The sequence below is a fragment of the Modestobacter sp. L9-4 genome (assembly GCF_019112525.1).
In the GTDB taxonomy this organism is placed as follows: domain Bacteria; phylum Actinomycetota; class Actinomycetes; order Mycobacteriales; family Geodermatophilaceae; genus Modestobacter.
The window spans coordinates 1,443,195-1,467,632 of sequence record NZ_CP077800.1 but is presented as its reverse complement, the minus strand read 5'-3'; the positions used below and the strand labels follow the sequence as shown (position 1 = coordinate 1,467,632).

The window sequence follows — 24,438 nt, the reverse complement described above, 5'->3', positions numbered from 1 at the left end:
GGTGACCGGCGGCCGGGCTGCCTAGACTCCGCACCGTGCAGATCCCCTTCCACTCGTCCGAGCGCTCGAGCCTGGGGGTCGAGTGGGAGCTCCAGCTGATCGACCGGGAGACCCGGCAGCTGACCGCCGGGGCCGTCGGGGTCCTCGCCGACCTCACGCCCGCCGGCCTCGAGGAGCACCCCAAGGCCAAGTACGAGCTGCTGCAGTCGACCGTGGAGATCATCACCGGCATCTGCGGCACGGTGGCCGAGGCGAAGGCCGACCTGGCCGGCACGCTGGCCGAGGTGGTCGCCGCCGCCGACGCCCGCGGCCTGGGCGTGATGTGCGCCGGCAGCCACCCGTTCACCCCGTGGGAGAGCCAGCAGATCTCGCCCAAGGAGCGCTACGCGCAGCTGGTCGAGCGGATGCAGTGGGTCGTCCGGCGGATGCAGATCTTCGGGGTGCACGTGCACGTCGGCGTCCGGTCGGCGGAGAAGGTCGTCCCGATCGTCAACGCGCTCACCGGCTACGTGCCGCACTTCCTCTCGCTGTCGGCGTCCTCGCCCTACTGGGACGGCATCGACACCGGTCTGGCGTCGGCACGCGCGCTGGTGTTCGAGGGCATGCCGACCGCCGGGCTGCCCCACCAGCTGTCCGACTGGGCGGAGTTCGAGCAGTACATGGCCACGCTGATCGCCAGCGGTTCGGTGGAGAGCGTCCGCGAGGTGTGGTGGGACATCCGCCCGCACCCGGACTTCGGCACCGTCGAGCTGCGCATCTGCGACGGCCTGACCAACCTCGACGAGATCGGCGCGGTCGCCGCGCTCGCCCAGTGCCTCGTGGAGAGCTTCGACCAGCGGCTCGACCGCGGCGAGACCCTCCCCGTGCCGGCCGGCTGGGTCGCCCGGGAGAACAAGTGGCGCGCGGCCCGGTTCGGCCTCGACGCCTCGATCGTCGTCGACGACGCCGGCACCGTGCGCCCCGTCCGTGAGGCGCTGGACGAGCTGGTCGAGGAGCTGCTGCCGGTCGCCCGGGAGCTGGGCTGCGAGGCCGAGCTGCTCGACGTGCGCCGGCTGGTCGCCACCGGTGGGTCCGCGGCGCGGCAGCGCGCCGTCGCCGCCGCCTCCGGGGGCGCCCTCGAGCCGGTCGTGGACAGCCTGCTGGCCGAGATGCGGGACGGCCTCCCGTCGGCGACGCAGGAGTGAGCGGGGACGACGTGCGCACGGCGGGGGTCGACGGCGCGGGACGTCCGGGCGAGGACGGCCGGGGCGCGGCGGTCGACGGCTGGTCGCGGGTGCACCAGACCGAGCTGGTCGCCGTGCGGCGGCACCTGCACGCCCACCCCGAGCTGGGCTTCGTCGAGCACGAGACCACCGCGTTCCTCGAGTCGCGGCTGACCCGGGCCGGGCTGCAGCCGCGCCGGCTCAAGGGCGGCACGGGACTGGTCTGCGACGTGGGCGGCGACCCGGACGCGGGTCCGGTGGTGGTGCTGCGCGCCGACATCGACGCACTCCCGCTCACCGACCTCAAGGACGTCGCGTACGCCTCCACCCGGCACGGGCTGGCCCACGCCTGCGGCCACGACGTGCACACCACCGTGCTGCTCGGCGTCGCGCTGGCGCTGGCCTCGCTGGACGACCTGCCCGGCACGGTGCGCTGCGTGTTCCAGCCGGCCGAGGAGCAGGTGCCCGGCGGTGGGCTGCAGGTCGTCGAGGAGGGCGTGCTGGCCGGGGCGACCCGGGCCTTCGCGCTGCACTGCGACCCCTCGCTGGACGTCGGGAAGGTGGGCCTGCGCACCGGCGCGATCACCGCCGCCTGCGACCGGGTGGAGGTGACGCTCACCGGACCCGGCGGGCACACCGCGCGCCCGCAGCTGACCGTCGACCTGGTGCACGCCATGGGCCGGGTCGTCACCGAGGTGCCCGGGCTGCTGTCCCGGCTGGTCGACCCGCGCTCGGCCCTGTCGATGGTCTGGGGTGCGGCCAGCGCCGGCGTCGCGGCCAACACCATCCCCGAGACCGGCCAGCTGCGCGGCACGCTGCGGGTGCTGGACCGCTCGGTGTGGGGCCAGGCCGAGGAGCTGGTGCGCCGGCTGGTCACCGAGGTGGCCGAGGCCTCGGGCGCCGGTGTGCAGATCGACTACGTCCGCGGGGTGCCGCCGGTGGTCAACGACCCGCGCAGCGTCGCGCTGCTGCGGTCGGCGGCACTGGAGACCGTCGGCAGCGAGGGCGTGGCCCTGTCGCCGCAGAGCATGGGCGGGGAGGACTTCGGCTGGTTCGCCGAGGTGCTGCCCATCGCGCTGGCCCGGCTGGGCACCCACGGCGGCGGCCAGCCGCTGGACCTGCACCGGGGCACCTTCGACGTCGACGAGCGGGCGATCGGGGTGGGGGTGCGGCTGATGGCCCGCGCCGCGCTGCACGCGCTGTCCGCCGACGCCGCCCCGGCCACTCTCGACCCCCGGTAGCGTCTGCCCCTCGCGACCGGAGAGGCGGCACCCACTCGATGAGCACCCCCGACCGGCCGGCACCCGCGACCGCGGACGTGCCGGCGCCGCCGGCTCTGCCCGAGGACCTCGTGCTGGCCGGTGACTTCCCGCCCGCCACCCGCGCGCAGTGGCGTGACCTGGTGGCCGGGGTGCTGCGGAGGTCGGGCCGGGACGTCGCCCCCGAGGCCGTCGAGGACGCGCTGCGCCACCCGGTCGCGACCGGGGTGACCGTCGGGCCGCTGTACACCGCCGAGGACGCCGGCGAGCTGCCCGCGCTGGCCGGCCTGCCGGGCCGGCCGCCCTTCGTCCGCGGCTCCCGCGCGGGCAGCGGCGACCCCGGCGTGCCCGCCCGCTGGGACGTGCGCCAGCGGCACGCCGACCCCGACGTCGTCCGCACCACCGAGGCCGTGCTCGCCGACCTGGAGAACGGCGTCTCCTCGCTGTGGCTGGTGCTGGGCGCGGGTGCGGTGCCGGTGGAGGCGCTGGGCCGGGTGCTCGACGGCGTCCTCCTGGACCTGGCGCCGGTGGCGGTGCAGGGCGGCGTCGCCGCGGCGGAGGCGTTCCTGGACCTGGTCGAGGGCCGCACCGACCTGGCGGCGGGTGGCTCCCTGGGCCTGGACCCGCTGGGTGTGCAGGCCGCGACCGGGCAGCCGCAGGACCTCACCGTGCTCGCCCCCCTGGCCCGGCGGGCGCAGACGCACCCGGGCCTGCGGACGGTCGTCGTCGACGGCACGGTGTTCGCCGGCGCGGGCGGGTCGGTGGTGGAGGAGCTGGGCTGCGCTACCGCCGCCGGGGTGGCCTACCTGCGGGCGCTCACCGAGGGCGGGCTGGACGTCGACGAGGCGTTCGGCCAGCTGGAGTTCCGGCTGTCGGCCGGTGCCGACCAGTTCACGACCATCGCCGCGCTGCGCGCCGCCCGCCGGGTCTGGGACCGGGTCGGTGAGGCCAGCGGGGCCTCGCCCGATGCCCGCGTCCAGCGCCAGCACGCGGTCACCTCCGACGTGATGGTCACCCGGCACGACCCGTGGGTGAACATGCTGCGCACGACGGTCGCCTGCTTCGCCGCGGGCGTGGGCGGTGCCGACGTCGTCACCGTGCAGCCCTTCGACGCCGCCCTCGGCCTGCCCGACGCCTTCGCCCGCCGGATCGCCCGCAACACGCAGAGCCTGCTGGTCGAGGAGGGGGCGCTGGCCCGCGTGCTCGACCCCGCAGGCGGCTCCTGGTACGTCGAGTCGCTGACCGCCGCGCTGGCCGAGGCGGCGTGGGCGTGGTTCACCGAGATCGAGCGGGCCGGCGGGCTGGCCGCGGCGCTGGCCGACGGCCTGGTGGCCGAGCGGGTCGCCGCCGTCTGGGCGCAGCGGGCCGACCGGGTCGCGCACCGCACCGACCCGATCACCGGCGTGAGCGAGTTCCCCGACCCGGCCGAGGTGCTGCCGGTGCGCCGTCCCGCCGCCGTGCCGCCGTCCGGCGGGCTGCCCCGGGTGCGCGCGGCCGCGGCGTTCGAGGAGCTGCGCGACCGGGTCGAGGCGGTCGAGCCCCGCCCGGCCGTGTACCTGGCGACGATCGGCCCGGCCGCCCGGCACACCGCCCGGGCCGGCTTCGCGGCCAACCTGTTCGCCGCCGGCGGCCTGGCGACCCCCACCGGTGACGGCGCGAGCGGGCTGGCGGGTGCGACGGTGGCCTGCATCTGCGGCACCGACCGCGACTACGCGGCCTCCGCCGCCGACCTGGCCGCCGAGCTGCGGGCCGCCGGCGCCACCCAGGTTTGGCTCGCCGGCACCACCGAGGTCGAGGGCGTCGACGGCCACCTGCACACCGGCTGCGACGCCCTGGCCGTGCTGACCACCGTCCTGGCCGAACTGCTACCTGGCCAGGTCGGCCGACCCGGCTCCGAGGAGGTGCAGGCGTGAGCGCGATCCCCGACTTCGGCGACCTGGAGCTGGGCAGCCCGGCTCCCGACGGCACGGACTGGGCCGCGGCCTACGAGCAGGCGACCGGGCACACCGTGGCCGACGCGACCTGGCAGACGCCGGAGGGGATCGCCGTCCCGCCGCTGGCGACCGCGGCCGACCTGGCCGGTGCCGACCTCCTCGACACCCTCCCGGGCGTCCCGCCGTTCCTGCGCGGGCCCTACCCGACGATGTACACGACCCAGCCGTGGACGGTGCGCCAGTACGCCGGGTTCTCCACGGCCGCGGCGTCCAACGCCTTCTACCGGCGCAACCTCGCCGCCGGGCAGAAGGGGCTCAGCGTCGCCTTCGACCTGCCCACCCACCGCGGCTACGACTCCGACCACCCGCGCGTGGTCGGCGACGTCGGCATGGCCGGGGTGGCGATCGACTCGATCCTGGACATGCGGCAGCTCTTCGACGGCATCCCGCTGGACCGGATGAGCGTCTCGATGACCATGAACGGCGCCGTGCTGCCGGTGCTCGCCCTCTACGTCGTCGCGGCGGAGGAGCAGGGGGTGAGCCCGGACCAGCTCACGGGGACGATCCAGAACGACATCCTCAAGGAGTTCATGGTCCGCAACACCTACATCTACCCGCCTGGGCCCTCGATGCAGGTCATCAGCGACATCTTCGCGTTCACCTCCGCCCGGATGCCCCGGTACAACTCGATCTCCATCTCCGGCTACCACATCCAGGAGGCCGGGGCGACGGCCGACCTGGAGCTCGCCTACACCCTCGCCGACGGCGTGGAGTACCTCGCCGCCGGCCGGGGCGCCGGGCTGGACGTCGACGCGTTCGCCCCGCGGTTGAGCTTCTTCTTCGGCATCGGCATGGACTTCTTCATGGAGGTCGCGAAGCTCCGCGCCGGCCGGCTGCTCTGGGCCCGGCTGGTGCGGGAGGCCGGCGGCACGACGCCCAAGTCTATGTCGCTGCGCACCCACTGCCAGACCTCGGGCTGGTCGCTGACGGCGCAGGACGTCTACAACAACGTCGTCCGCACCTGCCTGGAGGCGATGGCCGCCACCCAGGGCGGCACCCAGTCGCTGCACACCAACGCCCTCGACGAGGCGCTCGCGCTGCCCACCGACTCCTCCGCCCGGATCGCCCGCAACACCCAGCTGCTGCTGCAGCAGGAGTCCGGGACGACGCGGGTCATCGACCCCTGGGGCGGCTCGGCGCACGTGGAGCGGCTCACCCGTGACCTCGCCCGGCGCGCCTGGGCGCACATCGAGGAGGTCGCCGCGCACGGCGGCATGGCCCGGGCGATCGACGACGGCATCCCCAAGCTGCGCATCGAGGAGGCCGCCGCACGCACCCAGGCGCGGATCGACTCCGGCCGCCAGCCCGTGATCGGGGTCAACCGCTACCGGGTCGAGACCGACGAGCCGATCCAGGTGCTGCGCGTCGACAACGCCGACGTGCTCGCCCAGCAGCGGGCCCGGCTCGCCGAGCTGCGGGCCACCCGCGACCCCCGCGCGGTGGAGGACACGCTGCGCCGGCTCACCGACGCCGCCCGGGCCGCCGCCGAGGGCCGCCGGGGCCAGGGGCTGGAGACCAACCTGCTCGCCCTCGCCGTCGACGCCGCCCGGGCGAAGGCCACCGTCGGGGAGATCTCCGACGCGCTGGAGGCCGTGTACGGGCGGCACGCCGGCCAGGTGCGCACCATCTCCGGTGTGTACCGCGACGAGGCCGGGGGGTCCGCCGCCGTGGAGGGGACCCGTGCCCGCGCGGCCGCGTTCGCCGAGGCCGAGGGGCGCCGGCCCCGGATCCTGGTGGCCAAGATGGGCCAGGACGGCCACGACCGGGGGCAGAAGGTCATCGCCACCGCCTTCGCCGACCTCGGCTTCGACGTCGACGTCGGCCCGCTGTTCCAGACCCCGGAGGAGGTCGCCCGCCAGGCGGTCGAGGCCGACGTGCACGTCGTCGGCGTCTCGTCGCTGGCCGCCGGGCACCTGACGCTGGTCCCGGCGCTGCGCACCGCGCTGGCCGACCTCGGCGCCGACGACGTCCTGGTCGTGGTCGGCGGGGTCATCCCGCCCGACGACGTCCCGACGCTGAAGGAGATGGGCGCGGCCGCGGTCTTCCCGCCCGGCACGGTCATCGCCGACGCGGCGCAGGAGCTGCTGACCACCCTCGCCGGGCGCCTCGGGCACGCATGACCGCACCCGACGTCCCGGCGCTGGTGGCGGGGGTGCTGGCCGGTGACCGGCGGGCGACGGCGCGGGCGATCACGCTGGTCGAGTCGACCCGTGGCGACCACCGCGACGCCGCCCAGGAGCTGCTCGGCGCGCTGCTGCCGCACGCCGGGGGAGCGCGGCGGGTGGGCATCAGCGGGGTCCCCGGCGTCGGCAAGTCCACCTTCGTCGACACCCTCGGGACGACGCTGACCGCCGCCGGCTCCCGGGTGGCGGTGCTGGCCGTCGACCCGTCCTCCACCCGGTCCGGCGGGTCGATCCTGGGCGACAAGACCCGGATGTCACGGCTGGCCGTCGACCCGCGGGCGTTCATCCGGCCCGCACCCACCGCCGGCACGCTCGGCGGGGTCGCCCGCGCCACGCGGGAGTCGATGGTGGTCCTGGAGGCCGCCGGGCACGACGTCGTCTTGGTCGAGACCGTCGGTGTGGGGCAGTCGGAGGTGACCGTCGCGGAGATGGTCGACTCCTTCCTGTTCCTCACCCTGGCCCGCACCGGCGACCAGCTGCAGGGCATCAAGCGCGGCGTCCTGGAGATCGCCGACGTCATCGCGGTGAACAAGGCCGACGGACCGGGGGAGAGCGACGCCCGTCGGGCTGCCCGGGAGCTCGCCGGGGCGGTGCGGATGCTGCGGGGTCCCGAGGAGCCCGTGCCGGTGCTCACCTGCGCCGGGCTCACCGGCGCCGGGGTGCCCGAGGTCTGGGCGGCGCTCGTCGCCCACCAGGACCGGCTCCGCGAGACGGGGGAGCTCGCCGAGCGACGCCGGTCGCAACAGGTGCGCTGGATGTGGCAGCTGGTACACGACGGTCTGGACCACGCGTTGCGCACGCACCCGGCCGTGGCGGCCCTGGCACCCCGGCTCGAGGCGGCCGTCCTGGCCGGTGGGCTGACCCCCGCCGCAGCCGGTGACCAGGTGCTCCGCACCTTCCTGACCAGCACGGACGCACCCCCGACCGACCCGCGGTAGCGACACCGGGACGGCGCCGGGAGGTCCGCGCCGCGTGCCCGCCGGCCCCCTGCAGGACGGTCCGGAGGGGGCCGGACGACGCCCCGCCGGCGGCCCGCCGGCTGTTAGGGTCCGGCCACGGCGCTGCCCGGTCGAGGCCGCGGCTCGCCGCCCCGCCGGGTGGTCCCGCACGGTGGGGACGCGCGTGACCGGACCGGCGCGGCGGGTGCCCATCCGCCGGGCCGTCGCCCCGCCCCGCAGCACCTGCCCGCCGCCCCGGCGCCGGGTCGACCAGTCAGGAGAAGACCGTCAGCACCCAGACGATCGTCGAGCCCCCGCGGACCGCAGCGCGGGCCGACGCAGAAGCCCCGGCCCGCGACCGGACGACGACCCTCCTGCTGGTCGGCGCGGGCCTGCTCGGCCTGGCCGGCGCCACCTACCTGGCCGCCGCCGGCAACGTGCTCGGCCTGAGCCTGCCGCGCAACGACCTCTGGTTCTTCGAGGTCACCGACCTCGCCCCCGAGCAGCAGGGCCGCTCGCAGGCGATCGTGCTGAACTTCGCCGCGCTCGGCGTCTGGGCGGTCGCCTGGCTGCTGGCCGGCCTGGCCGTGCGGCGCGGCACCTCGGTGAGGGCGCTGATGGTCCTGGGCAGCGTGTGGGTGGTGCCGCTGCTCGTCGTCCCGCCGCTGTTCAGCCCGGACATGTACGCGTACACCGCGATCGGCGCCTCGGTGCACCACGGCGTCGACCCCTACCTGGCCGGCCCCGGTGCGGCCGGTGACATCCCGGCCGTGCGCGGCGCCGAGCCGTTCTGGCGGTTCAGCCCCACGCCCTACAGCCCGCCGTTCATCGTCTTCCTCGCCGGGCTGTCCAGCCTGTTCAACGAGCACATGCTGCAGGTCCTGGTCGCGCTGCGGGTCGTCGCGGTCGCCTCCTGGGTGGCCCTGGCCGTGCTGACCAAGAAGCTCGCCGAGCGCTGCGGCGTCGACCCGACCCGCGCGGTCTGGCTGGGCATCGTCAACCCGCTGATGCTGGTCAACGGGGTGTCCGCCGGCCACAACGACATCGTCATGCTCGTGTTCCTGGTGGCCGGCATCCTGCTCGCGCTGGCCGACCGGCCGCTGCTGGCGGTGCTCTGCTGCGCCGCCGGGGCCAGCGTGAAGGTCACCGCGCTGATCGCCGTCTTCGTCATCGGTGTCGACTACGCCCGCCGCCAGCAGGGCCGGCTCGCCCAGCTCAAGGCGCTGGTGCTGTCCGGGCTGGTCGGTGGCGGCGCGTTCGTCGTCGCCGCCCAGCTGTCGGGCTACGGCTGGGGCTGGCTGGACAACCTGTCCTCGCCGGGCAAGGCGCTGATCCCGCTCTCCCCGCTGACCAGCCTGGCGATGGTGCTGGACCCGGTGGCCCCGCCGTTGGACAAGATCCGCTCGCTCGGCGTCCTGCTCGGCGGGGTGATCTGCCTGGTGCTGCTGACCCGGCTGCGCCGCTGGGGCCTGATCCGGGTGCTCGCGTGGGTGATCCTCACGGTGCTCGCCGTCGGCCCGGTCGTGTGGCCCTGGTACCTGATCGTGCCGGTGCTGCTGTTCGCCGTCGCCGGCAGGCCGCAGGAGCTGCTGTTCAGCATCATGGCCTCGGTCGCGCTGCTGTTCACGACGTTCCCCGGCGGGGAGCCCACCCTGGGCTACCTGGGCTGGCCGCGCGTGTTCAACATGTCCCTGGCGCTGTTCGCCGTCCTGCTGATCTGGGCCACCGCCACCAACGTGATGTCCCGCTGGCGGGACGAGAAGCGCGAGGACGAGCGGCAGCAGCTCACCGCTGCCGCGAGCTGACCTGCGGCAGCTGACCCGCCCGCGGGCGGGTCAGCTGTCGATCGAGCGGCAGTCGCGGTGGCGCAGCCCGGTCAGGTAGTCCGCGGGGGCGCCGGCGGCCTCCGCGGCGTCGGCGATCGCGCCCAGGTAGCGCGCCGAGGGCAGCCCGCCTTCGAAGGCGTCCAGCGCGTAGGCGTAGGCCACCACGTCGCCGGCCAGGGTGTGCACGCGCAGCCGGACCTTGCGGTACAGGCCGTGGTCGGCGCCCTCCCAGGCGTCCAGCGCGGCCTCGTCGGCGGCGGTGAGGTCGTAGAGCGCGACGAACACCCCGGAGCCGTCGGCGCCCTCGTCGGGCACCAGGGTCGCCAGGGCGCCCTCCCAGCCCACGTCCTCCGCGCCGAAGGTCAGGCGCCAGCCGGGGATCCAGCCGGTGCCGGAGAACGGTGCCGAGGGGCAGCGCTGCCGCATCTGGGCGGGGTCCATGTTCGAGCCGTACGCGGCGTAGAGGCCCATCCCCGGGAGCCTAGCCAGCCCCGGCCGGGGCTGCCCGCGTGGTGGCCGACAGGGGCGCCCAGAACTGGGACACTGGGCAGGCTGTCCCGTTCGGAGGAGGAACCATGACCCGCATCGTGATCATCGGCGGTGGCCCGGCCGGCTACGAGGCCGCGCTCGTCGCCGTCTCCCTGGGTGCGGACGTCACCGTCGTCGAACGCGACGGCATCGGCGGGGCCAGCGTGCTCACCGACTGCGTCCCGTCCAAGACCTTCATCGCCTCCGCCGGGGCGATGACCTCGGTGCGCGACTCCGCGGTCCTGGGTCTGCGCGGCACCGACCTGGACACCGTCAGCCTCGACCTGGCCGCGGTCAACCAGCGGATCAGGGGCCTGGCGATGGCCCAGTCCGCCGACATCCACGCCCGGCTTGAGTCCGAGGGCGTCCGCGTGGTCACCGCGCAGGCCCGGCTGGCCGACCAGGAGCCGGGGCTGGCCGCCCACCGGGTGCAGGTGCTCGACCGCGACGGCGGGGTCGCCGAGGAGATCGCCGGCGACGTCGTCCTGCTGGCCACCGGCGCCGACCCGCGGGTGCTGCCCGGCGCGGAGCCCGACGGCGAGCGGATCCTGTCCTGGCGCGACGTGTACGACCTCGACGAGATGCCCGAGCACCTCGTGGTCGTCGGCTCCGGCGTCACCGGTGCGGAGTTCGCCTCCGGCTACCTCGAGGCCGGCGTCCCGGTGACCCTGGTCTCCTCCCGCGACCAGGTGCTGCCCGGTGAGGACGTCGACGCCGCCGCCGTGGTCGAGCGGGTGTTCCAGTCCCGCGGCGGACGGATCGCCGAGCGGGGCCGCGCGGAGAAGGTCGAGCGCACCGAGAAGGGCGTGCGGGTCGAGCTCACCGACGGCCGCGTCGTCGAGGGCTCGCACGCGCTGATGACCGTGGGCACCGTGCCCAACACCGAGGGGCTGAACCTGGAGGCCGCCGGGGTCGCCGTCACCCGCTCCGGGCACATCGTCGTCGACCGGGTCTCCCGCACGTCGGTGCCGGGCATCTACGCCGCCGGCGACGTCACCGGGGTGTTCCAGCTCGCCTCGGTCGCGGCCATGCAGGGCCGGATCGCCATGTGGCACGCCCTCGGCGAGGCGGTCTCGCCGATCCGGCTCAAGACGGTCGCGGCCAACGTCTTCACCCACCCGGAGATCGCCACGGTCGGGGTGCAGGAGGAGTCGCTCACCGACGGCGCCGACGTCGAGGTGATCCGGCTGCCGCTGGCCACCAACGCCCGGGCCAAGATGGGCGACCTGCGCGACGGGTTCATCAAGCTCTACGCGCGGCGCTCCACCGACGTCGTCATCGGCGGCGTGGTCGTGTCCCCGGGCGCCTCGGAGCTGATCCTGCCGATCGCGCTGGCGGTCACCAAGGGGCTCACGGCCGGCGACCTGGCGCAGACCTTCGCCATCTACCCGTCGCTGTCGGGCTCCATCACCGAGGCCGGGCGCCGGCTGATGGGGATCGAGGACGAGCACAGCTGAGTCACCCGGGTGGGCGACAGCGCTCCACTCCGCGACCTCCCCGGTCGATACCAGAGGTGACCGCCTGACCTGCCCGGACCCACGGGTGGGTCGGCGGCCTACCGAGGAGTGTCCCGTGCGCCTGCCCCGCGTGAGGTCCGTGCTGCCCGCCGCCCTGCTGGCCGTCCTGACGGTCCCGCTGCTCACCGGCGTGCCCGCCCGGGCCGAGGTGGGCGTCCCGTCCGCCACCGAGGCCCCGGCCGGTGACCTCACCGCGGTCAGCGCCATCGTCGTCACCGACGACTCCGCGGAGGTGGTGACCCGGGAGGTCCCGCCCGCCGACGTCGCGGCCACCCGCGCCGAGCTCCGCGCCCAGCCCGGCGTCGTCAGCGTCTCCGTCGACACACCGGTGCAGATCGCCGACGCCGGCGACCCGGGTCGCGCGCAGCAGTGGGCACTGGCCGACCTCGGGCTGGACCCCGCGCCCCTCGGCGCACCCGACGGCTCCGACCAGCTCGTCGCCGTCCTGGACACCGGGGTGGCCGCCGACCACGAGGACCTGCCGGGACGCGTGCGGTGCGACCTGGGCGCGGACTTCGCCCCGGACGCGGCCACCGCCGACCCCGCCGGTGACGGCTGCCGCGACGTGCAGGGACACGGCACGCACGTCGCCGGCGAGATCTCGGCGGTGTCGGGCAACGGGATCGGCGTCGCCGGTGCCAGCGCCGCCCGGGTCATGCCGGTCCGGGTGCTGGACGCCAACGGGCAGGGCACGTCCTCCACGGTGGCCAGCGGCATCATCCACGCCGTCGACCACGGTGCCGACGTCATCAACATGAGCCTCGCAGGGCCGTGCAACACCCAGTACGACACCGCGGTGCAGTACGCCGTCGACCACGGTGTGGTCGTGGTCGCCGCCGCGGGCAACAACCGTCAGACGGGCAACCAGGTCAACTGCCCGGCCGCGTCGCCGGGGGTGATCGCGGTGTCCGCGACCGACGACCAGCGCGTGTCGGCCTCCTTCTCCTACTCCGGCCCGACCAACGTCGTCTCCGCGCCGGGCGTGGGCATCCTGTCCACCAACGGCCCGGCCGGCTACGCCAACCGCAGCGGCACCTCCATGGCCGCGCCCTTCGTGGCCGCCGTCCTCGCCCGCTACCGCCAGGGGCACCCCGCGGCGACGGTGGCCGACGTCCGGGCAGCGGTGATCGCCACCGCCATCGACCTCGAGACCCCCGGTCGGGACGACGACACCGGCTTCGGGCTGATCGACGGCTACGAGCTGCTGCGAGCGGCCGACGCGCCGCCTGCCCCGACGACGCCCTCGATGCCCACCGGGGTGACCGTGCGGCCGGGTGACGGCCGGCTGGAGGTGTCCTGGACGGCGGCGACCTCCGACGGCAGCCCGATCACCGGCTACACCGTCCACACCTCACCCGGTGACATCGTGGTCCGAACGACGGGCGCCACGACGGCGGTCGTGCCGGGGCTGACCAACGGCACGGCCTACTCGGTCCAGGTGGCGGCGGTCAACGCGGCGGGCCAGGGGCCGGTCAGCGAGACCAGCGCGCCGGTCGTGCCGGTGGCCGCGAGCCCGGTCCAGCGTGCCTACGACGCGAGCGGCGGCGTCCGGGGCCCGCTCGGTGCCCCGCGCACCGAGGAGGTCTGCGGTCTCGCCGGCGGCGGGTGCTCCCGCGAGTTCACCGGCGGGAGCGTGTACTGGTCACCGGCGACGGGGGCGCACTGGGTCCGTGGGGCCGTCGCCGGACGGTGGGCGGCCCTGGGCGGCGTCAACGGATCGCTGGGGTACCCGGTCACCGACGAGACGACGCTCGCCGGCGGTGCGGTGAACCACTTCCAGGGTGGGTCGGTCTACTTCTCCCCGGCCACCGGCGCGCACGCGGTGCGCGGCGCCGTCCGCGACAGGTGGGCGGCGCTGGGATGGCAGGCGGGCCCGCTGGGCTACCCGACCACCGACGAGGTCACCCTGGCCGGCGGAGCGGCGAACGTCTTCCAGGGCGGGTCGATCTACTGGTCGGGAGCCACCGGGGCGCACATGGTGCGCGGTGCGATCCGCGACCGGTGGGCGGCCAACGGCTGGGAGGTCGGGTCGCTGGGCTACCCGACCACCGACGAGGTCACCCTGGCCGGCGGAGCGGCGAACGTCTTCCAGGGCGGGTCGGTCTACTGGTCCGGGGCCACCGGCGCCCACGTCGTCCGCGGTGCCATCCGGGACCGCTGGGCGGCCAACGGCTGGGAGGTCGGGTCGCTGGGCTACCCGACCACCGACGAGGTCCGGCTGGCCGGGGGAGCGGTGAACCACTTCCAGGGCGGGTCGGTGTACTGGTCGCCGGCGAACGGCGCACACGCCGTCCGCGGTGCCATCCGTGACCGATGGGCGTCGCTGGGCTGGCAGGACTCTCGGCTGGGCTACCCCCGCAGCGAGGAGTACGCCGTCCCCGGTGGGGTGCGCTCGGACTTCGCGGGCGGCTCGATCGACTGGAGCCCGGCGGCCGGCGCCGTCGTCCGCTACCGCTGAGCGACTCTCCCCGCAGGACACGGCTCGCCGCACTGACCTGCGGGAACCTCGCCGTTACTGTCCAGCTCATGTCGCGTCACCACCCCCCGAGGCGCAGCCGAGCCTCGCTGCTGGCCCTGGCCGCGTTCCTGGTCACCGGACCGTTGCTGCTCACGGCGTCCCCGGCCGGTGCCGCACCGGCCGGGTCCGGCGGGCAGCCGGACGTCGTCGGGGCCCCTGGTGCTGCGGCCGTCGCCGTCCCGGACGTGCCGACCGGGGTCACCGCGTCCGGCGACGACGAGAGCCTGACCGTCTCGTGGACCGCGCCCTCGGCGGAGGGCGGGTCCCCGACGTCCTACACGGTCACCGCAGGTGTGTGGCGGGCCGGCGTCGAGTCCGACACCGTCAGCGTGACGGTCCCCGGCGCAGTGACCACCACTCGGGTGACCGGGCTGGTGCGCAGCTCGATCTACCGGGTGTCGGTGACCGCCGCCAACGAGGTCGGACCCGGGTACCCGAGCGTCCCCCTCACCACGCACACCACCGGCGGAGCCGTTCCCGACCCGCCCTCGTCCGTGACGGCGTCTCCGCTCCCCGGCAGCGTGCTGGTGAGCTGGCCGGTCCCGGCAGGCAACGGCTACCCGATCGACAGCTACACGCTCCGGGCCTACGCGAGCGGGTCCGCGGTGCCGCAACCGGTGCGCTACGAGGTGCTCCTGGAGTCGCCGGGACGTGCCGCCTGGGTACGGGACCTGACCCAGGGGACGGCCTACACGTTCACGGTCACCGCCACCAACGCAGCCGGTGAGAGCCGGCAGAGCGCGCCGACCTCCCCGGTGGCCCCCGGAGCCGGGGAGCCGACGCCCCCGTGGGCCCCGCAGCCGGTCCCGGTCCCCTCGGGTCCTCTGCTGTCCGGAGGGGCGATCGGCGAGGCCTACGAGGCTGCCGGCGGATCCGCCGGTCCCCTGGGTGGAGTGCTCGGCCAGGAGACGTGCGGCGAGCTGCCCGAGGACGGCTGCTACCAGGAGTTCCAGGGCGGGACGATGTACTGGACGCCGACCACCGGCGCCCACTGGCTCACCGGGCCGGTCGAGGACCGCTGGCTCGATGATGACGACGCCTTCGACCAGTTGGGCTTCCCGGTCACCGACCAGGTCACCCTGCGCGACGGAGCGGTGGCCCACTTCGAGGGCGGCTCGCTCTACTGGTCGCCGGGCACCGGTGCGCACCTCGTGCGCGGTGCGATCCGGGACAGGTGGGCGGCCCTCGGCTGGCAGGACGGGACGCTCGGCTACCCGACGGCCGACGAGGTCGCGTTGCGCGGAGGTGCGGTGACGCACTTCCAGGGTGGGTCGGTCTACTGGTCGCCGGCGACCGGTGCGCACGCGGTGCGGGGTGCGATCCGGGACAGGTGGGCGGCCCTCGGCTGGCAGGACGGGACGCTCGGCTACCCGACCACGGACGAGGTGGGGTTGGGCGGGGGTGCGGTGACGCACTTCCAGGGTGGGTCGGTCTACTGGTCGCCGGCGACCGGTGCGCACGCGGTGCGGGGTGCGATCCGGGACAAGTGGGCGTCCCAGAGGTGGCAGGGAGGGCCTCTCGGCTACCCGACCACCGACGAGGTCGTGCTCGCCGGGGGTGCGGTGACGCACTTCCAGGGCGGCTCGGTCTACTGGTCGCCGGCCACGGGTGCGCACGTCGTCAAGGGCGCGGTCCGCGACCGCTGGGCCTCCCTCGGCTGGCAGGACGGCGTACTGGGCTACCCGCTCACCGACGAGACCCTCCTCCGGCCGAGCACCACCAACGTCGTCGTGCACTTCCAGGGTGGCTCGATCTACTTCACGCCGTTCACCGGTGCGCATGCCGTCTGGGGTGCGATCCGGGACAGGTGGGCGTCGATGGGCTGGCAGGACTCGGTCCTCAGCTACCCGACGAGCGAGGAGTACGACGTCCCCGGTGGGCGGCGCAGTGACTTCCGCTTCGGCTCCATCACCTGGACGCCGGCGAAGGGGGCGGTCTCGAGCCGTTGACCTCCGGGGTCCGCGCCGGCCGGCGCGGACCCCGGCGGGTCAGCTCGGGTCGGTGATGGTGCAGAGGACCGCGCCGCTGGTGACGGCGGCGCCGACCTCGGCCGACAGCCCAGACACGACACCCGCCTTGTGCGCGGTGATCGGCTGCTCCATCTTCATCGCCTCCAGCACCACGACGAGGTCGCCGGCCGCGACCGTGGCGCCGTCGGCCACCGCGACCTTCACGATCGTGCCCTGCATGGGCGCGGTGAGGGAGTCCCCGGAGGCCGCCTGACCGCCCGAGCCACCCGAGCGCTTGCGCGGCTTCGCGGCGCCCGCCACGGGCGCCGCACCGCCGGCGGCCAGGCCGGCCGGCAGCGAGACCTCCAGCCGGCGGCCACCGACCTCGACGACGACGGTCTGCCGCGGCTCGGGCTCCTCGCCCTCCACCGGTGCAGCCGACCAGGCCGGCACCTGGTTGTCCCACTCGGTCTCGATCCAGCGGGTGTGCACGGTGAACGGCTCGCTGGTGAAGGCCGCGTCGCGCACCACGGCCCGGTGGAACGGGACGACGGTGGGCATGCCCTCGACGACCAGCTCGTCCAGCGCCCGGGCCGCCCGCTGCAGCGCCTCGGCCCGGGTGGCGCCGGTGACGATCAGCTTGGCCAGCATCGAGTCGAACGCGCCGGCCACCTCGCCGCCGGCCTCGACGCCGGAGTCCCAGCGCACGCCGGGGCCCTGCGGCACGACGAGCCGGGTGACCGGGCCGGGCGCGGGCATGAAGTTGCGGCCGGCGTCCTCGGCGTTGATCCGGAACTCGATGCTGTGGCCGCGGGGCGTGGGGTCCTCGGTGATCTCCAAGGGCAGGCCCTCGGCGATGCGGAACTGCTGGCGCACCAGGTCGATGCCGGCGGTCTCCTCGCTGACCGGGTGCTCGACCTGCAGCCGGGTGTTGACCTCCAGGAAGGAGATCGAGCCGTCGGTGCCCACCAGGTACTCGACGGTGCCCGCGCCCACGTAGCCCGCGGCCAGGCAGATCGCCTTGGCCGAGGAGTGGATGCGCTCGCGCTGCTCGGCGGTGAGGAACGGCGCGGGTGCCTCCTCGACCAGCTTCTGGTTGCGGCGCTGCAGCGAGCAGTCGCGGGTGCCCACCACGATCACGTTGCCGTGCGTGTCGGCGAGCACCTGCGCCTCGACGTGCCGCGGCCGGTCCAGGAAGCGCTCGACGAAGCACTCGCCGCGGCCGAAGGCGGAGACGGCCTCGCGGACGGCGGAGTCGAACAGCTCGGGGATCTCCTCGAGCGTGCGGGCCACCTTCAGCCCACGCCCGCCGCCACCGAACGCCGCCTTGATGGCCACCGGCAGCCCGTGCTCACGGGCGAAGGCGACGACCTCGTCGGCGTTCTCGACCGGGTCCTTGGTGCCGGGCACCAGCGGGGCGCCGGCAGCCATCGCGATGTGCCGGGCGGCCACCTTGTCGCCCAGGTCGACGATCGCCTGCGGCGAGGGGCCGATCCAGGTCAGCCCGGCGTCGATCACGGCCCGGGCGAAGTCGGCGTTCTCCGAGAGGAAGCCGTACCCGGGGTGGACGGCGTCCGCGCCGGACCGCCGGGCGGCGTCGATGATCTTGTCGATGACCAGGTAGGAGTCACCCGGGGTGGTGCCGCCGAGGGCGAAGGCCTCGTCGGCGGAGCGCACGTGCAGGGCGTCCCGGTCCGGCTCGGCGTACACCGCGACGCTGGTCAGCCCGGCGTCCCGGCAGGCACGCGCCACCCGCACCGCGATCTCGCCGCGGTTGGCGATCAGGACCTTCTGCACGTTCGCACTCCCTCGAAAGACGTCGCGAGGACTCTAACGAGCGCTCGGACGGCGGTCGCCGGGGTCAGGGTCCTCAGCTCCCGCAGTCGAGCTCCAGCTCGATCGAGCCCGACGGCTGGTCACCGGAGGTCAGCGGCGCGGCGAGGGACAGATGACGTCCGGCGACGTCGTACCGGCCGGTGGCCAGGGTGGAGGTCGCCGCGAAGCCGACGTCCTCCAGCACGACCGTCGCGCCGGCCGGGGCGACGGTGAGCGTGATCCGGGCGGTGTCGGCCGTGCCCTCGATGCGCGTGGTGCCGCCGTCGTGGGTGCAGGTGCCGGTGAAGGGCTCCCGGACCTCGCCGACGCCGGCGTAGGCGAGCACCGCCGTCCCGGTGGCCGGTCCGGTCGGCAGTGCGGCGAGCGCGGAGGCCTCTGCGGGGCCGGCCGGTGTGGCCACCGGGTCCGTCGGAGTCGGTACCGGGTCCACCGGGGAGGGGGCTGACGACGCCGACGCGGCGGGGGAGGAGCCCGGGCCGGCCACCGGCGCGGACGGCCCGCTGGAGCAGCCGCCGGCCGCGAGCAGCACGGCCGGGAGGACGGCGCTGACGAGCAGGGCGCGCCTCACGGCGCCGCGGTGGTCGGCGACGGCTCAGCGGCCGGGGACTCCGGCATGGGCGTGGCGGTGGTCGTGGGCGCGACGGCCGGGGGTGTCGGGGTCGTGACCGGTGCGAGCCCACCGGGCTGCGGCTCGGCCGGTACCACCGGAGCCGACGGCAAGGGGGCAGGCGCAGGGGCGGGCGCGGGTGCAGGCGCGGGCACGGGTGCCGGCGCAGGCGCAGGCGCAGGCGCGGGTGCCGGGGCCGGTGGGGGTGCTGGCGCGGTCCGCGGCGTGAGGGCGGTGGCCGTCGGGCTCGGTGCGTCAACTCGGACGACCTGGCCCGAGGACGTCAGCGTGAGACTCCCGTGTTCGAAGTCGACCCGGGTGCCGGTGCCGACCGCGTAGGGGTCGCTGATCGGGTAGCCGAGCAGGCCACGCTCGGCACCGCTGGAGGTGTACGCGGTGAGCAGCGCGCCGCCCAGGGCGTGCCCGCCGGTGCCGGGCGACCAGTAGACCGAACCGCCGGCGAACCGGCCGAGCGCACCGCCGTACAGGCTGATCTCGTCACTGGTCGGATAGCCCAGCCAGCCTCGCTCGTTCCCCAGCCGGCTGTAGGCGGCGAGCACCTGGCCGTGCACCTCGTGGGCCCCGGTGGAGGTCGACCAGTAGACGTGGCCGCCCTGGAAGCGGCCCAGCGCACCGCCGGCCAGCCGCTGTTCGTCGCTGGTGGGGTAGCCGAGGAACCCGTTCTCGTACCCGAGCCGGCTGTAGGCGGCGAGCACCTGGCCGTGCACCTCGTGCGGCCCGGTGGCCGGCGACCAGTAGACGTAGCCGCCCTGGAAGAGTCCCAGCGCGCCGTTGCGGAGCCGCACCTCGTCGCTGGTGGGGTAGCCGAGCAGACCGCGCTCGTACCCGAGCCGGCTGTAGGCGGCGAGCACCTGTCCGTGCACCTCGTGCGGCCCGGTGGCCGGTGACCAGTAGACGTAGCCGCCCTGGAACCGGCCCAGCGCGCCGCCGGCCAGCGGCAGCTCGTCGCTCGTGGGGTAGCCGAGGAGCCCGTTCTCCGCCCCCAGCCGGTCGAAGGCGGCCCGGACCTGCCCGTGGACCTCGTGGGCCCCGGTGGGCGGCGACCAGTAGACGGCTCCGCGCTCGAAGAAGCTGAACGCGCCGCCGCGCAGGGGGACCTCCTCACCGGTGGGCAGGCCGAGGACGCTGCCGGCGCCGCCCAGCTGGTACCAGAGGTCGCCGATCAGACCCTGCACCCGCGGCACCAGCCCGGCCGGGAACATCCGCTGCACGATCCGTGTCGTGGACGCCTCGGTGTGCGCAGCGCCCTGCCACCCCTCGTCCCGGGCCAGGACGACGACCACGTACCGCGCGTCGGGCCCGACCAGGCCGGTGGAGTGCCGCCAGATGAAGCCGTCGGAGAAGCAGCACATCCAGCCCTGCTTGACGCCCACGCTGTCCCGCGGCAGGCCGTCGTGCAGCCCGAACCACTGGTAGACGCCGTCGGTGCCGCGGTCGGTGGCCCGGCGCAGCTGGTCGACGATGAAGTCGCGGTCGGCGCCGTCCAGGCCCCCGCGACCGGAGAGCATGCCGTCGTAGAAGCCCGTCATGTCCCGGGCGGTGACCTGGGTGAGCCCCCAGTACCGCGGGTTCGCCGGCGCCGCGGTCTCGGCGAGCCCGTAGCGGGCCTTGACGTCGGTGACGATCCCGCTGCCGCCGAACCGGCTCCACAGGCTGCTGGCCGCGGCGTCGTCGGAGGAGCGCAGCATCAGCCCGAGGGAGTTCCGGTCGGCGTCGGAGAGCCGGATCTCGCCGGTGCGTGCCCGCCGCAGCACGCTGTCGGCGATGAACAGCTTGACCAGCGACGCGGAGCCGAACCACTGGTGGGCGGTGGGGCCGTTGTCGCTGTAGCGGCCGGTGCGCCGGTCGTACACGGCGATGCCGGCGGTGGTGCCCCGGGCCGCGGCCTCGGCACTGCCGGCGTCCACCAGGGACTGGGCGGCGTCCGCCCGGGCGACCCCGCCACCACCGGTCAGGAACGACAGTGCCACCAGGGCGGTGAGCAGGACAGCTGAGCGGCGCATCACCGGCAGTCTGCCTGCCGCGCCACCGGCATGCGGAACGGTTGGGACCGCTGTGACCGGTGGGGCTCAGCGCGACCAGAGGTCGGTGATCGGCACCCCGAGCCGCGCCAGCTGGGTGCGCAGCAGCGGCAGCGACAGGCCGACGACGCCGGACGGATCGCCCTCCACCCGGCGGACGAACGGCGCACCGAGCCCGTCGAGGGTGAACGCCCCGGCGACGTGCAGCGGCTCGCCGGAGCCGACGTAGGCCTCCAGCTCCTCCGGCGTCGGGGTGGCGAAGTGGACGACGGTGGAGGAGACCCCGACGTCCCGCGCGGCGATCGTCCCGCCGGAGACGTCCAGCACGGCCTGGCCGGTGTGCAGGGTGCCGGTGCGCCCGCCCATCCGCTGCCAGCGCACCCGCGCCTCGGCGGCGTCGGCGGGCTTGCCCAGCGGCTCGCCGCGGAACTCCAGCAGCGAGTCCGCACCGATGACCAGCGCGTCGTCGGTCTGCGCGGCGACCGCCCGGGCCTTGGCGGTGGCCAGCAGCGCGACCAGCTCGGCCACCCGGGGGGCGGTGACCGCCGACTCGTCGACGCCGCTGACCACGACGTCGGGGGAGATGCCGGCCTGCCGGAGCAGGGCCAGCCGGGCCGGTGACTGGGAGGCCAGCACCACGCGCCGGGTCATGCCGGGCCGCCTGCCGCGCGCCAGCCACCGGGGCCGGGCTGCGACGGCCGGCGCAGCACACCGGTGCGCGAGGCCCAGCCGCCGACCGCGGCGGGACGACGGCGGGCGGTCCGGGCCTGCGACAGGGCCGCGACGACGACGGCGAGCGCGGCCAGCTCCTCCGCCGACGGCTCGCCCTTCACGACCTGCAGCAGCACGGGTGCGCTCACAGCGGGATGTTCCCGTGCTTCTTCGGCGGCAGCGTCTGGCGCTTGTTCGCCAGCAGCCGCAGCGCGCGGACGACGTGCACGCGGGTGTGCGAGGGCGGGATCACCGCGTCGACGTACCCCCGGTCGGCGGCGATCCACGGGTTGGCCAGGGTGTCCTCGTACTCGGTGACCCGCTCGGCGCGCAGCGCCTCCGGGTCCTCGGCAGCGGCCAGCTCGCGGCGGTACAGCAGCCCGACCGCGCCCTGGGCCCCCATGACCGCGATCTGGGCGGTAGGCCAGGCCAGGTTCACGTCGGCGCCCAGGTGCTTGGAGCCCATCACGTCGTAGGCCCCGCCGTAGGCCTTGCGGGTGATGACGGTGATCAGCGGGACGGTCGCCTCCGCGTAGGCGTAGAGCAGCTTGGCCCCGCGCCGGATGATGCCGTTCCACTCCTGCGACGTCCCGGGCAGGAAGCCGGGCACGTCGACGAAGGTGAGGACCGGGATGTTGAAGGCGTCGCAGGTGCGCACGAACCGCGCGGCCTTCTCGCTGGCGTCGATGTCGAGGGTGCCGGCCAGCTGGGTGGGCTGGTTGGCCACCACGCCCACCGGGCGGCCCTCGACCCGGCCGAAGCCGACCAGGATGTTGGGCGCCCACAGCGCCTGCACCTCGAGGAACTCCTCGTCGTCGAGCACGTGGGTCACGACGGTGTGCATGTCGTAGGGCGTGTTCGGGGAGTCCGGGATGAAGGTGTCCAGCTCCCGGTCGGCCTCGGTGAGCGCCTCGGGCAGGGCGACGTCGACCGAGGCGACCTCGATGGCCGGCAGCGGGTCGAGGTTGTTGCTGGGCAGGTGGGCCAGCAGCGCCTTGACGTAGTCCAGCGCGTCGGCCTCGTCCTCGGCCAGGTAGTGCGCGACCCCGGAGCGGGTGTTGTGGGTGCGCGCCCCGCCCAGCTCCTCCAGCGTCACGTCCTCGCCGGTCACGGTCTTCACGACGTCGGGGCCGGTGATGAACATCTGGCTGGTCTTGTCGACCATCACGATGAAGTCGGTGAGCGCGGGGGAGTAGACGTGCCCGCCGGCCGCGGCGCCCATCACCAGCGAGATCTGCGGGACGACGCCGGAGGCGTGCACGTTGCGCCGGAAGATCTCGGCGTAGAGGCCGAGGCTGACCACGCCCTCCTGGATGCGCGCGCCGCCGCCCTCGTTGATGCCGATGACCGGGCAGCCGTTGCGCAGCGCGAGGTCGAGCACCTTGACGATCTTCTCGCCGTAGACCTCGCCGAGGCTGCCGCCGAAGACCGTCACGTCCTGGGAGAACACGCACACCTGGCGGCCGTCGACGGTGCCGTAGCCGGTGACCACGCCGTCGCCGTACGGACGCCGGGCCTCCATGCCGAAGTTGGTGGACCGGTGCCGGGCGAACTCGTCGAGCTCGGTGAACGAGCCCGGGTCCAGCAGGGCGTCGATCCGCTCCCGGGCGGTCATCTTGCCCGCGGCGTGCTGCTTCTCCACCGCGCGTTCGGAGCCGGCGTGCGTCGCCGCCTCCACCCGCCGCTCGTACTCGGCCAGCTTGCCGGCGGTCGTGTGCGGGTCGGGAGCAGGCGCTCCCGCGTTCTCCGGTTCGGCGGCACTCACAGCGCCGTAGCGTAGGTGACGTGCCCGACGCCGCCTCCTCCGCAGCTCCCCACCCCGACCGACCGGCGTTGGACGCCGCCGCGCTGACCGCGGCGCTGACGGGGTCGAGCAGCCTGTGGCGGGCCGTGGAGGTCGTCGAGGAGCTGGGCTCCACCAACGCCGAGCTGGTCGCGCGGGCGGCCGCCGGGGAGCCGGCCGGGCTGGTGCTGGTCGCCGAGCACCAGGTCACCGGCCGGGGCCGGCTCGACCGCACCTGGACCTCCCCGCCGCGGGCCGGGCTCACCGTCTCGGTGCTGGTGCGCCCCGACGTCCCGGCCGCCCGGCGGGCCTGGTTGTCGCTGCTCACCGGGGTCGCGCTGGCCGAGGCGGTGGCCGAGGTGGCCGGCGTGCGCGCGTCGCTGAAGTGGCCCAACGACCTGCTCGCCGCCGACGGGGCGAAGCTGGCCGGCATCCTGGCCGAGGGCACCGGGCAGGCGGTGGTCATCGGCACGGGTGTCAACGTCTCCACCCGGGCCGACGAGCTGCCGGGGACCGGCACGTCGCTGGAGCTGGCCGCCGGCGCCCCGGTCGACCGCGGCGCACTGCTGCTGGCCTGGCTGCGCGCCTTCGAGACCCGCTACACCCGCTGGGAGCAGGTGCTCGGCGACCCGGTGAGCTCGGGCCTGGCGCGGGACTACCTGGCCTGGTGCTCCACCGTGGGCACGACCGTCACCGTCACCCTGCCCGACGGCTCGACCCTCGACGGGGTCGCCGAGGCCGTCGACTGGGACGGCCGGCTCGTGGTGCGCACCGACGACGGCGTGGTCGAGCTGGCCTCCGGCGACGTGCGACACGTCCGGCCCACCCGCCGCGAGGGGTGACGAGGCCGCGCGGGTCGGTCATCCTCGTCGGGTGCCCTATCCCGACAAGGTCCTCGGGGACGACGAAGAGGTCGTCCGTCACCTGCACCCGCACTGGCTGACCGTCGCCTGGCCCGTCGTGCTGTTCCTCGTGCTGGTCGGGGCCACGTCCTTCGGTGCCGCGCTGGTGCCGGCCGGGGAGCAGCAGGGGACCTGGCGGCTGGTCCTGGTGGCAGCGGCGCTGGTCGTGGGGGTCGTCTTCGTCGCCGTCCCGCTGCTGCGCTGGCGCACGACGCACTACGTCGTCACCACCCACCGGCTGCTGTACCGCACCGGCGTCCTGTCCCGGCACGGCCGCGACATCGGGCTGTCGCGGATCACCGACGTCTCCTACCGGCAGAGCCTGTGGGACCGGGTCGTCAACTCCGGCACGGTCTCGATCGAGACGGCCGGGGAGGGCGGCGCGACGGTCTTCTCCGCGATCCCGGACAGCGACGGGGTGCAGCAGCTGCTCGCCCAGCTCGTCGAGGAGGACGCCGACCGGCGGGCCGGCCGCGGCGGTCCGGCGTCCGGCCACCACGACACGTACGACACCTCCCACGACGACGCGCACGACCCCTGGGACACCGCCGACGGGCAGCACCGCACCGAGCGCTTCTGATCCGGTCCGCGGGTCCGGCCGGGAGGCCGCGTCCGGTCCTGTCGGAGGGGCGACCTACCGTGC

Annotated in this window: 18 protein-coding genes; 11 read left to right on the top strand and 7 right to left on the bottom strand. The window is 75.1% G+C overall.

Annotated elements, in window-relative coordinates; translation table 11 throughout:
- Nucleotides 1–35 precede the first annotated feature (35 nt).
- The 6 genes from KUM42_RS06750 (at nt 36) to mptB (ending at nt 9,381) form a co-directional block, all read left to right on the top strand.
- Nucleotides 36–1,184 (top strand): glutamate--cysteine ligase, encoded by a 1,149-nt coding sequence (locus tag KUM42_RS06750; RefSeq protein WP_237496022.1) that lies wholly within the window; start codon nt 36–38, stop codon nt 1,182–1,184.
- Nucleotides 1,181–2,443 (top strand): amidohydrolase, encoded by a 1,263-nt coding sequence (locus KUM42_RS06745; protein WP_237496021.1) that lies wholly within the window; start codon nt 1,181–1,183, stop codon nt 2,441–2,443. Before KUM42_RS06750 ends, KUM42_RS06745 begins: the two co-directional genes overlap by 4 nt.
- 38 nt (nt 2,444–2,481) lie before the next feature.
- Nucleotides 2,482–4,374 carry a methylmalonyl-CoA mutase subunit beta gene (locus KUM42_RS06740; RefSeq protein ID WP_304610757.1) on the top strand — a complete coding sequence of 631 codons (1,893 nt, stop codon included), beginning with the start codon at nt 2,482–2,484 and terminating at the stop codon, nt 4,372–4,374.
- Complete coding sequence (gene scpA, locus KUM42_RS06735) at nt 4,371–6,575, top strand: methylmalonyl-CoA mutase (protein WP_237496020.1); 2,205 nt, start codon at nt 4,371–4,373, stop codon at nt 6,573–6,575. Before KUM42_RS06740 ends, scpA begins: the two co-directional genes overlap by 4 nt.
- Nucleotides 6,572–7,576, top strand: coding sequence for a methylmalonyl Co-A mutase-associated GTPase MeaB (gene meaB, locus KUM42_RS06730; protein WP_237496019.1), 1,005 nt, complete (start codon nt 6,572–6,574; stop codon nt 7,574–7,576). The genes scpA and meaB overlap by 4 nt, the downstream gene beginning before the upstream one ends.
- Nucleotides 7,577–8,013: 437 nt before the next feature.
- Nucleotides 8,014–9,381 (top strand): polyprenol phosphomannose-dependent alpha 1,6 mannosyltransferase MptB, encoded by a 1,368-nt coding sequence (gene mptB / locus KUM42_RS06725; protein WP_237496018.1) that lies wholly within the window; start codon nt 8,014–8,016, stop codon nt 9,379–9,381.
- 30 nt (nt 9,382–9,411) lie between these two features.
- Here the strand turns inward: mptB and KUM42_RS06720 are convergent, their stop codons facing one another.
- Nucleotides 9,412–9,873, bottom strand: coding sequence for a gamma-glutamylcyclotransferase family protein (locus KUM42_RS06720; protein WP_237496017.1), 462 nt, complete (start codon nt 9,871–9,873; stop codon nt 9,412–9,414).
- A 38-nt stretch (nt 9,874–9,911) separates the two neighbouring features.
- On the opposite strand from KUM42_RS06720, the gene KUM42_RS06715 reads away from it, so the two are divergent.
- The 3 genes from KUM42_RS06715 to KUM42_RS06705 all read left to right on the top strand — a co-directional run bounded on the left by KUM42_RS06715 (nt 9,912) and on the right by KUM42_RS06705 (nt 15,914).
- Nucleotides 9,912–11,387, top strand: a complete 1,476-nt coding sequence (locus KUM42_RS06715) for an NAD(P)H-quinone dehydrogenase (RefSeq protein ID WP_370629341.1) — start codon at nt 9,912–9,914, stop codon at nt 11,385–11,387.
- Nucleotides 11,388–11,502: 115 nt separating this feature from the next.
- The gene (locus KUM42_RS06710) at nt 11,503–13,905 is read left to right on the top strand and encodes a S8 family serine peptidase (protein WP_237496015.1); all 2,403 of its coding nucleotides are present in this window, start codon (nt 11,503–11,505) and stop codon (nt 13,903–13,905) included.
- Nucleotides 13,906–13,973: 68 nt separating this feature from the next.
- Entirely contained in the window at nt 13,974–15,914 is a 1,941-nt protein-coding gene (locus KUM42_RS06705) for a fibronectin type III domain-containing protein (protein WP_237496014.1), read from the top strand.
- A gap of 39 nt (nt 15,915–15,953) precedes the next feature.
- On the opposite strand, the gene KUM42_RS06700 is transcribed toward KUM42_RS06705, so the two are convergent.
- The 6 genes from KUM42_RS06700 to KUM42_RS06675 all read right to left on the bottom strand — a co-directional run bounded on the left by KUM42_RS06700 (nt 15,954) and on the right by KUM42_RS06675 (nt 22,875).
- Entirely contained in the window at nt 15,954–17,711 is a 1,758-nt protein-coding gene (locus tag KUM42_RS06700; protein WP_237496013.1) for a biotin carboxylase N-terminal domain-containing protein, read from the bottom strand.
- A gap of 73 nt (nt 17,712–17,784) precedes the next feature.
- Nucleotides 17,785–18,318, bottom strand: a complete 534-nt coding sequence (locus tag KUM42_RS06695) for a hypothetical protein (RefSeq protein ID WP_237496012.1) — start codon at nt 18,316–18,318, stop codon at nt 17,785–17,787.
- Nucleotides 18,315–20,381 carry a serine hydrolase gene (locus KUM42_RS06690; RefSeq protein ID WP_237496011.1) on the bottom strand — a complete coding sequence of 689 codons (2,067 nt, stop codon included), beginning with the start codon at nt 20,379–20,381 and terminating at the stop codon, nt 18,315–18,317. The genes KUM42_RS06695 and KUM42_RS06690 overlap by 4 nt, the downstream gene beginning before the upstream one ends.
- A gap of 66 nt (nt 20,382–20,447) precedes the next feature.
- Nucleotides 20,448–21,050: a nucleoside triphosphate pyrophosphatase gene (locus KUM42_RS06685; RefSeq protein WP_237496010.1), complete on the bottom strand. Its 603-nt coding sequence runs from the start codon at nt 21,048–21,050 to the stop codon at nt 20,448–20,450.
- Nucleotides 21,047–21,259: an acyl-CoA carboxylase epsilon subunit gene (locus KUM42_RS06680; RefSeq protein ID WP_237496009.1), complete on the bottom strand. Its 213-nt coding sequence runs from the start codon at nt 21,257–21,259 to the stop codon at nt 21,047–21,049. Before KUM42_RS06680 ends, KUM42_RS06685 begins: the two co-directional genes overlap by 4 nt.
- A complete protein-coding gene (locus KUM42_RS06675) occupies nt 21,256–22,875 on the bottom strand; it encodes an acyl-CoA carboxylase subunit beta (RefSeq protein ID WP_237496008.1) in 1,620 nt (539 codons plus the stop codon). The genes KUM42_RS06680 and KUM42_RS06675 overlap by 4 nt, the downstream gene beginning before the upstream one ends.
- A 20-nt stretch (nt 22,876–22,895) precedes the next feature.
- On the opposite strand from KUM42_RS06675, the gene KUM42_RS06670 reads away from it, so the two are divergent.
- Together KUM42_RS06670 and KUM42_RS06665 are read left to right on the top strand one after the other, a co-directional pair.
- Nucleotides 22,896–23,735, top strand: coding sequence for a biotin--[acetyl-CoA-carboxylase] ligase (locus KUM42_RS06670; RefSeq protein WP_237496007.1), 840 nt, complete (start codon nt 22,896–22,898; stop codon nt 23,733–23,735).
- A 31-nt stretch (nt 23,736–23,766) separates the two neighbouring features.
- Entirely contained in the window at nt 23,767–24,375 is a 609-nt protein-coding gene (locus tag KUM42_RS06665) for a PH domain-containing protein (RefSeq protein WP_237496006.1), read from the top strand.
- Nucleotides 24,376–24,438 lie beyond the last annotated feature (63 nt).

Bases quoted from the DNA above. Each gene is read 5' to 3' on its own strand.
- KUM42_RS06740 (WP_304610757.1), top strand. From the start codon at position 2,482: ATGAGCACCCCCGACCGGCCGGCACCCGCGACCGCGGACGTGCCGGCG.
- KUM42_RS06720 (WP_237496017.1), bottom strand. From the start codon at position 9,873: ATGGGCCTCTACGCCGCGTACGGCTCGAACATGGACCCCGCCCAGATG.
- KUM42_RS06705 (WP_237496014.1), top strand. From the start codon at position 13,974: ATGTCGCGTCACCACCCCCCGAGGCGCAGCCGAGCCTCGCTGCTGGCC.
- KUM42_RS06685 (WP_237496010.1), bottom strand. From the start codon at position 21,050: ATGACCCGGCGCGTGGTGCTGGCCTCCCAGTCACCGGCCCGGCTGGCC.
- KUM42_RS06690 (WP_237496011.1), bottom strand. From the start codon at position 20,381: ATGCGCCGCTCAGCTGTCCTGCTCACCGCCCTGGTGGCACTGTCGTTC.
- meaB (WP_237496019.1), top strand. From the start codon at position 6,572: ATGACCGCACCCGACGTCCCGGCGCTGGTGGCGGGGGTGCTGGCCGGT.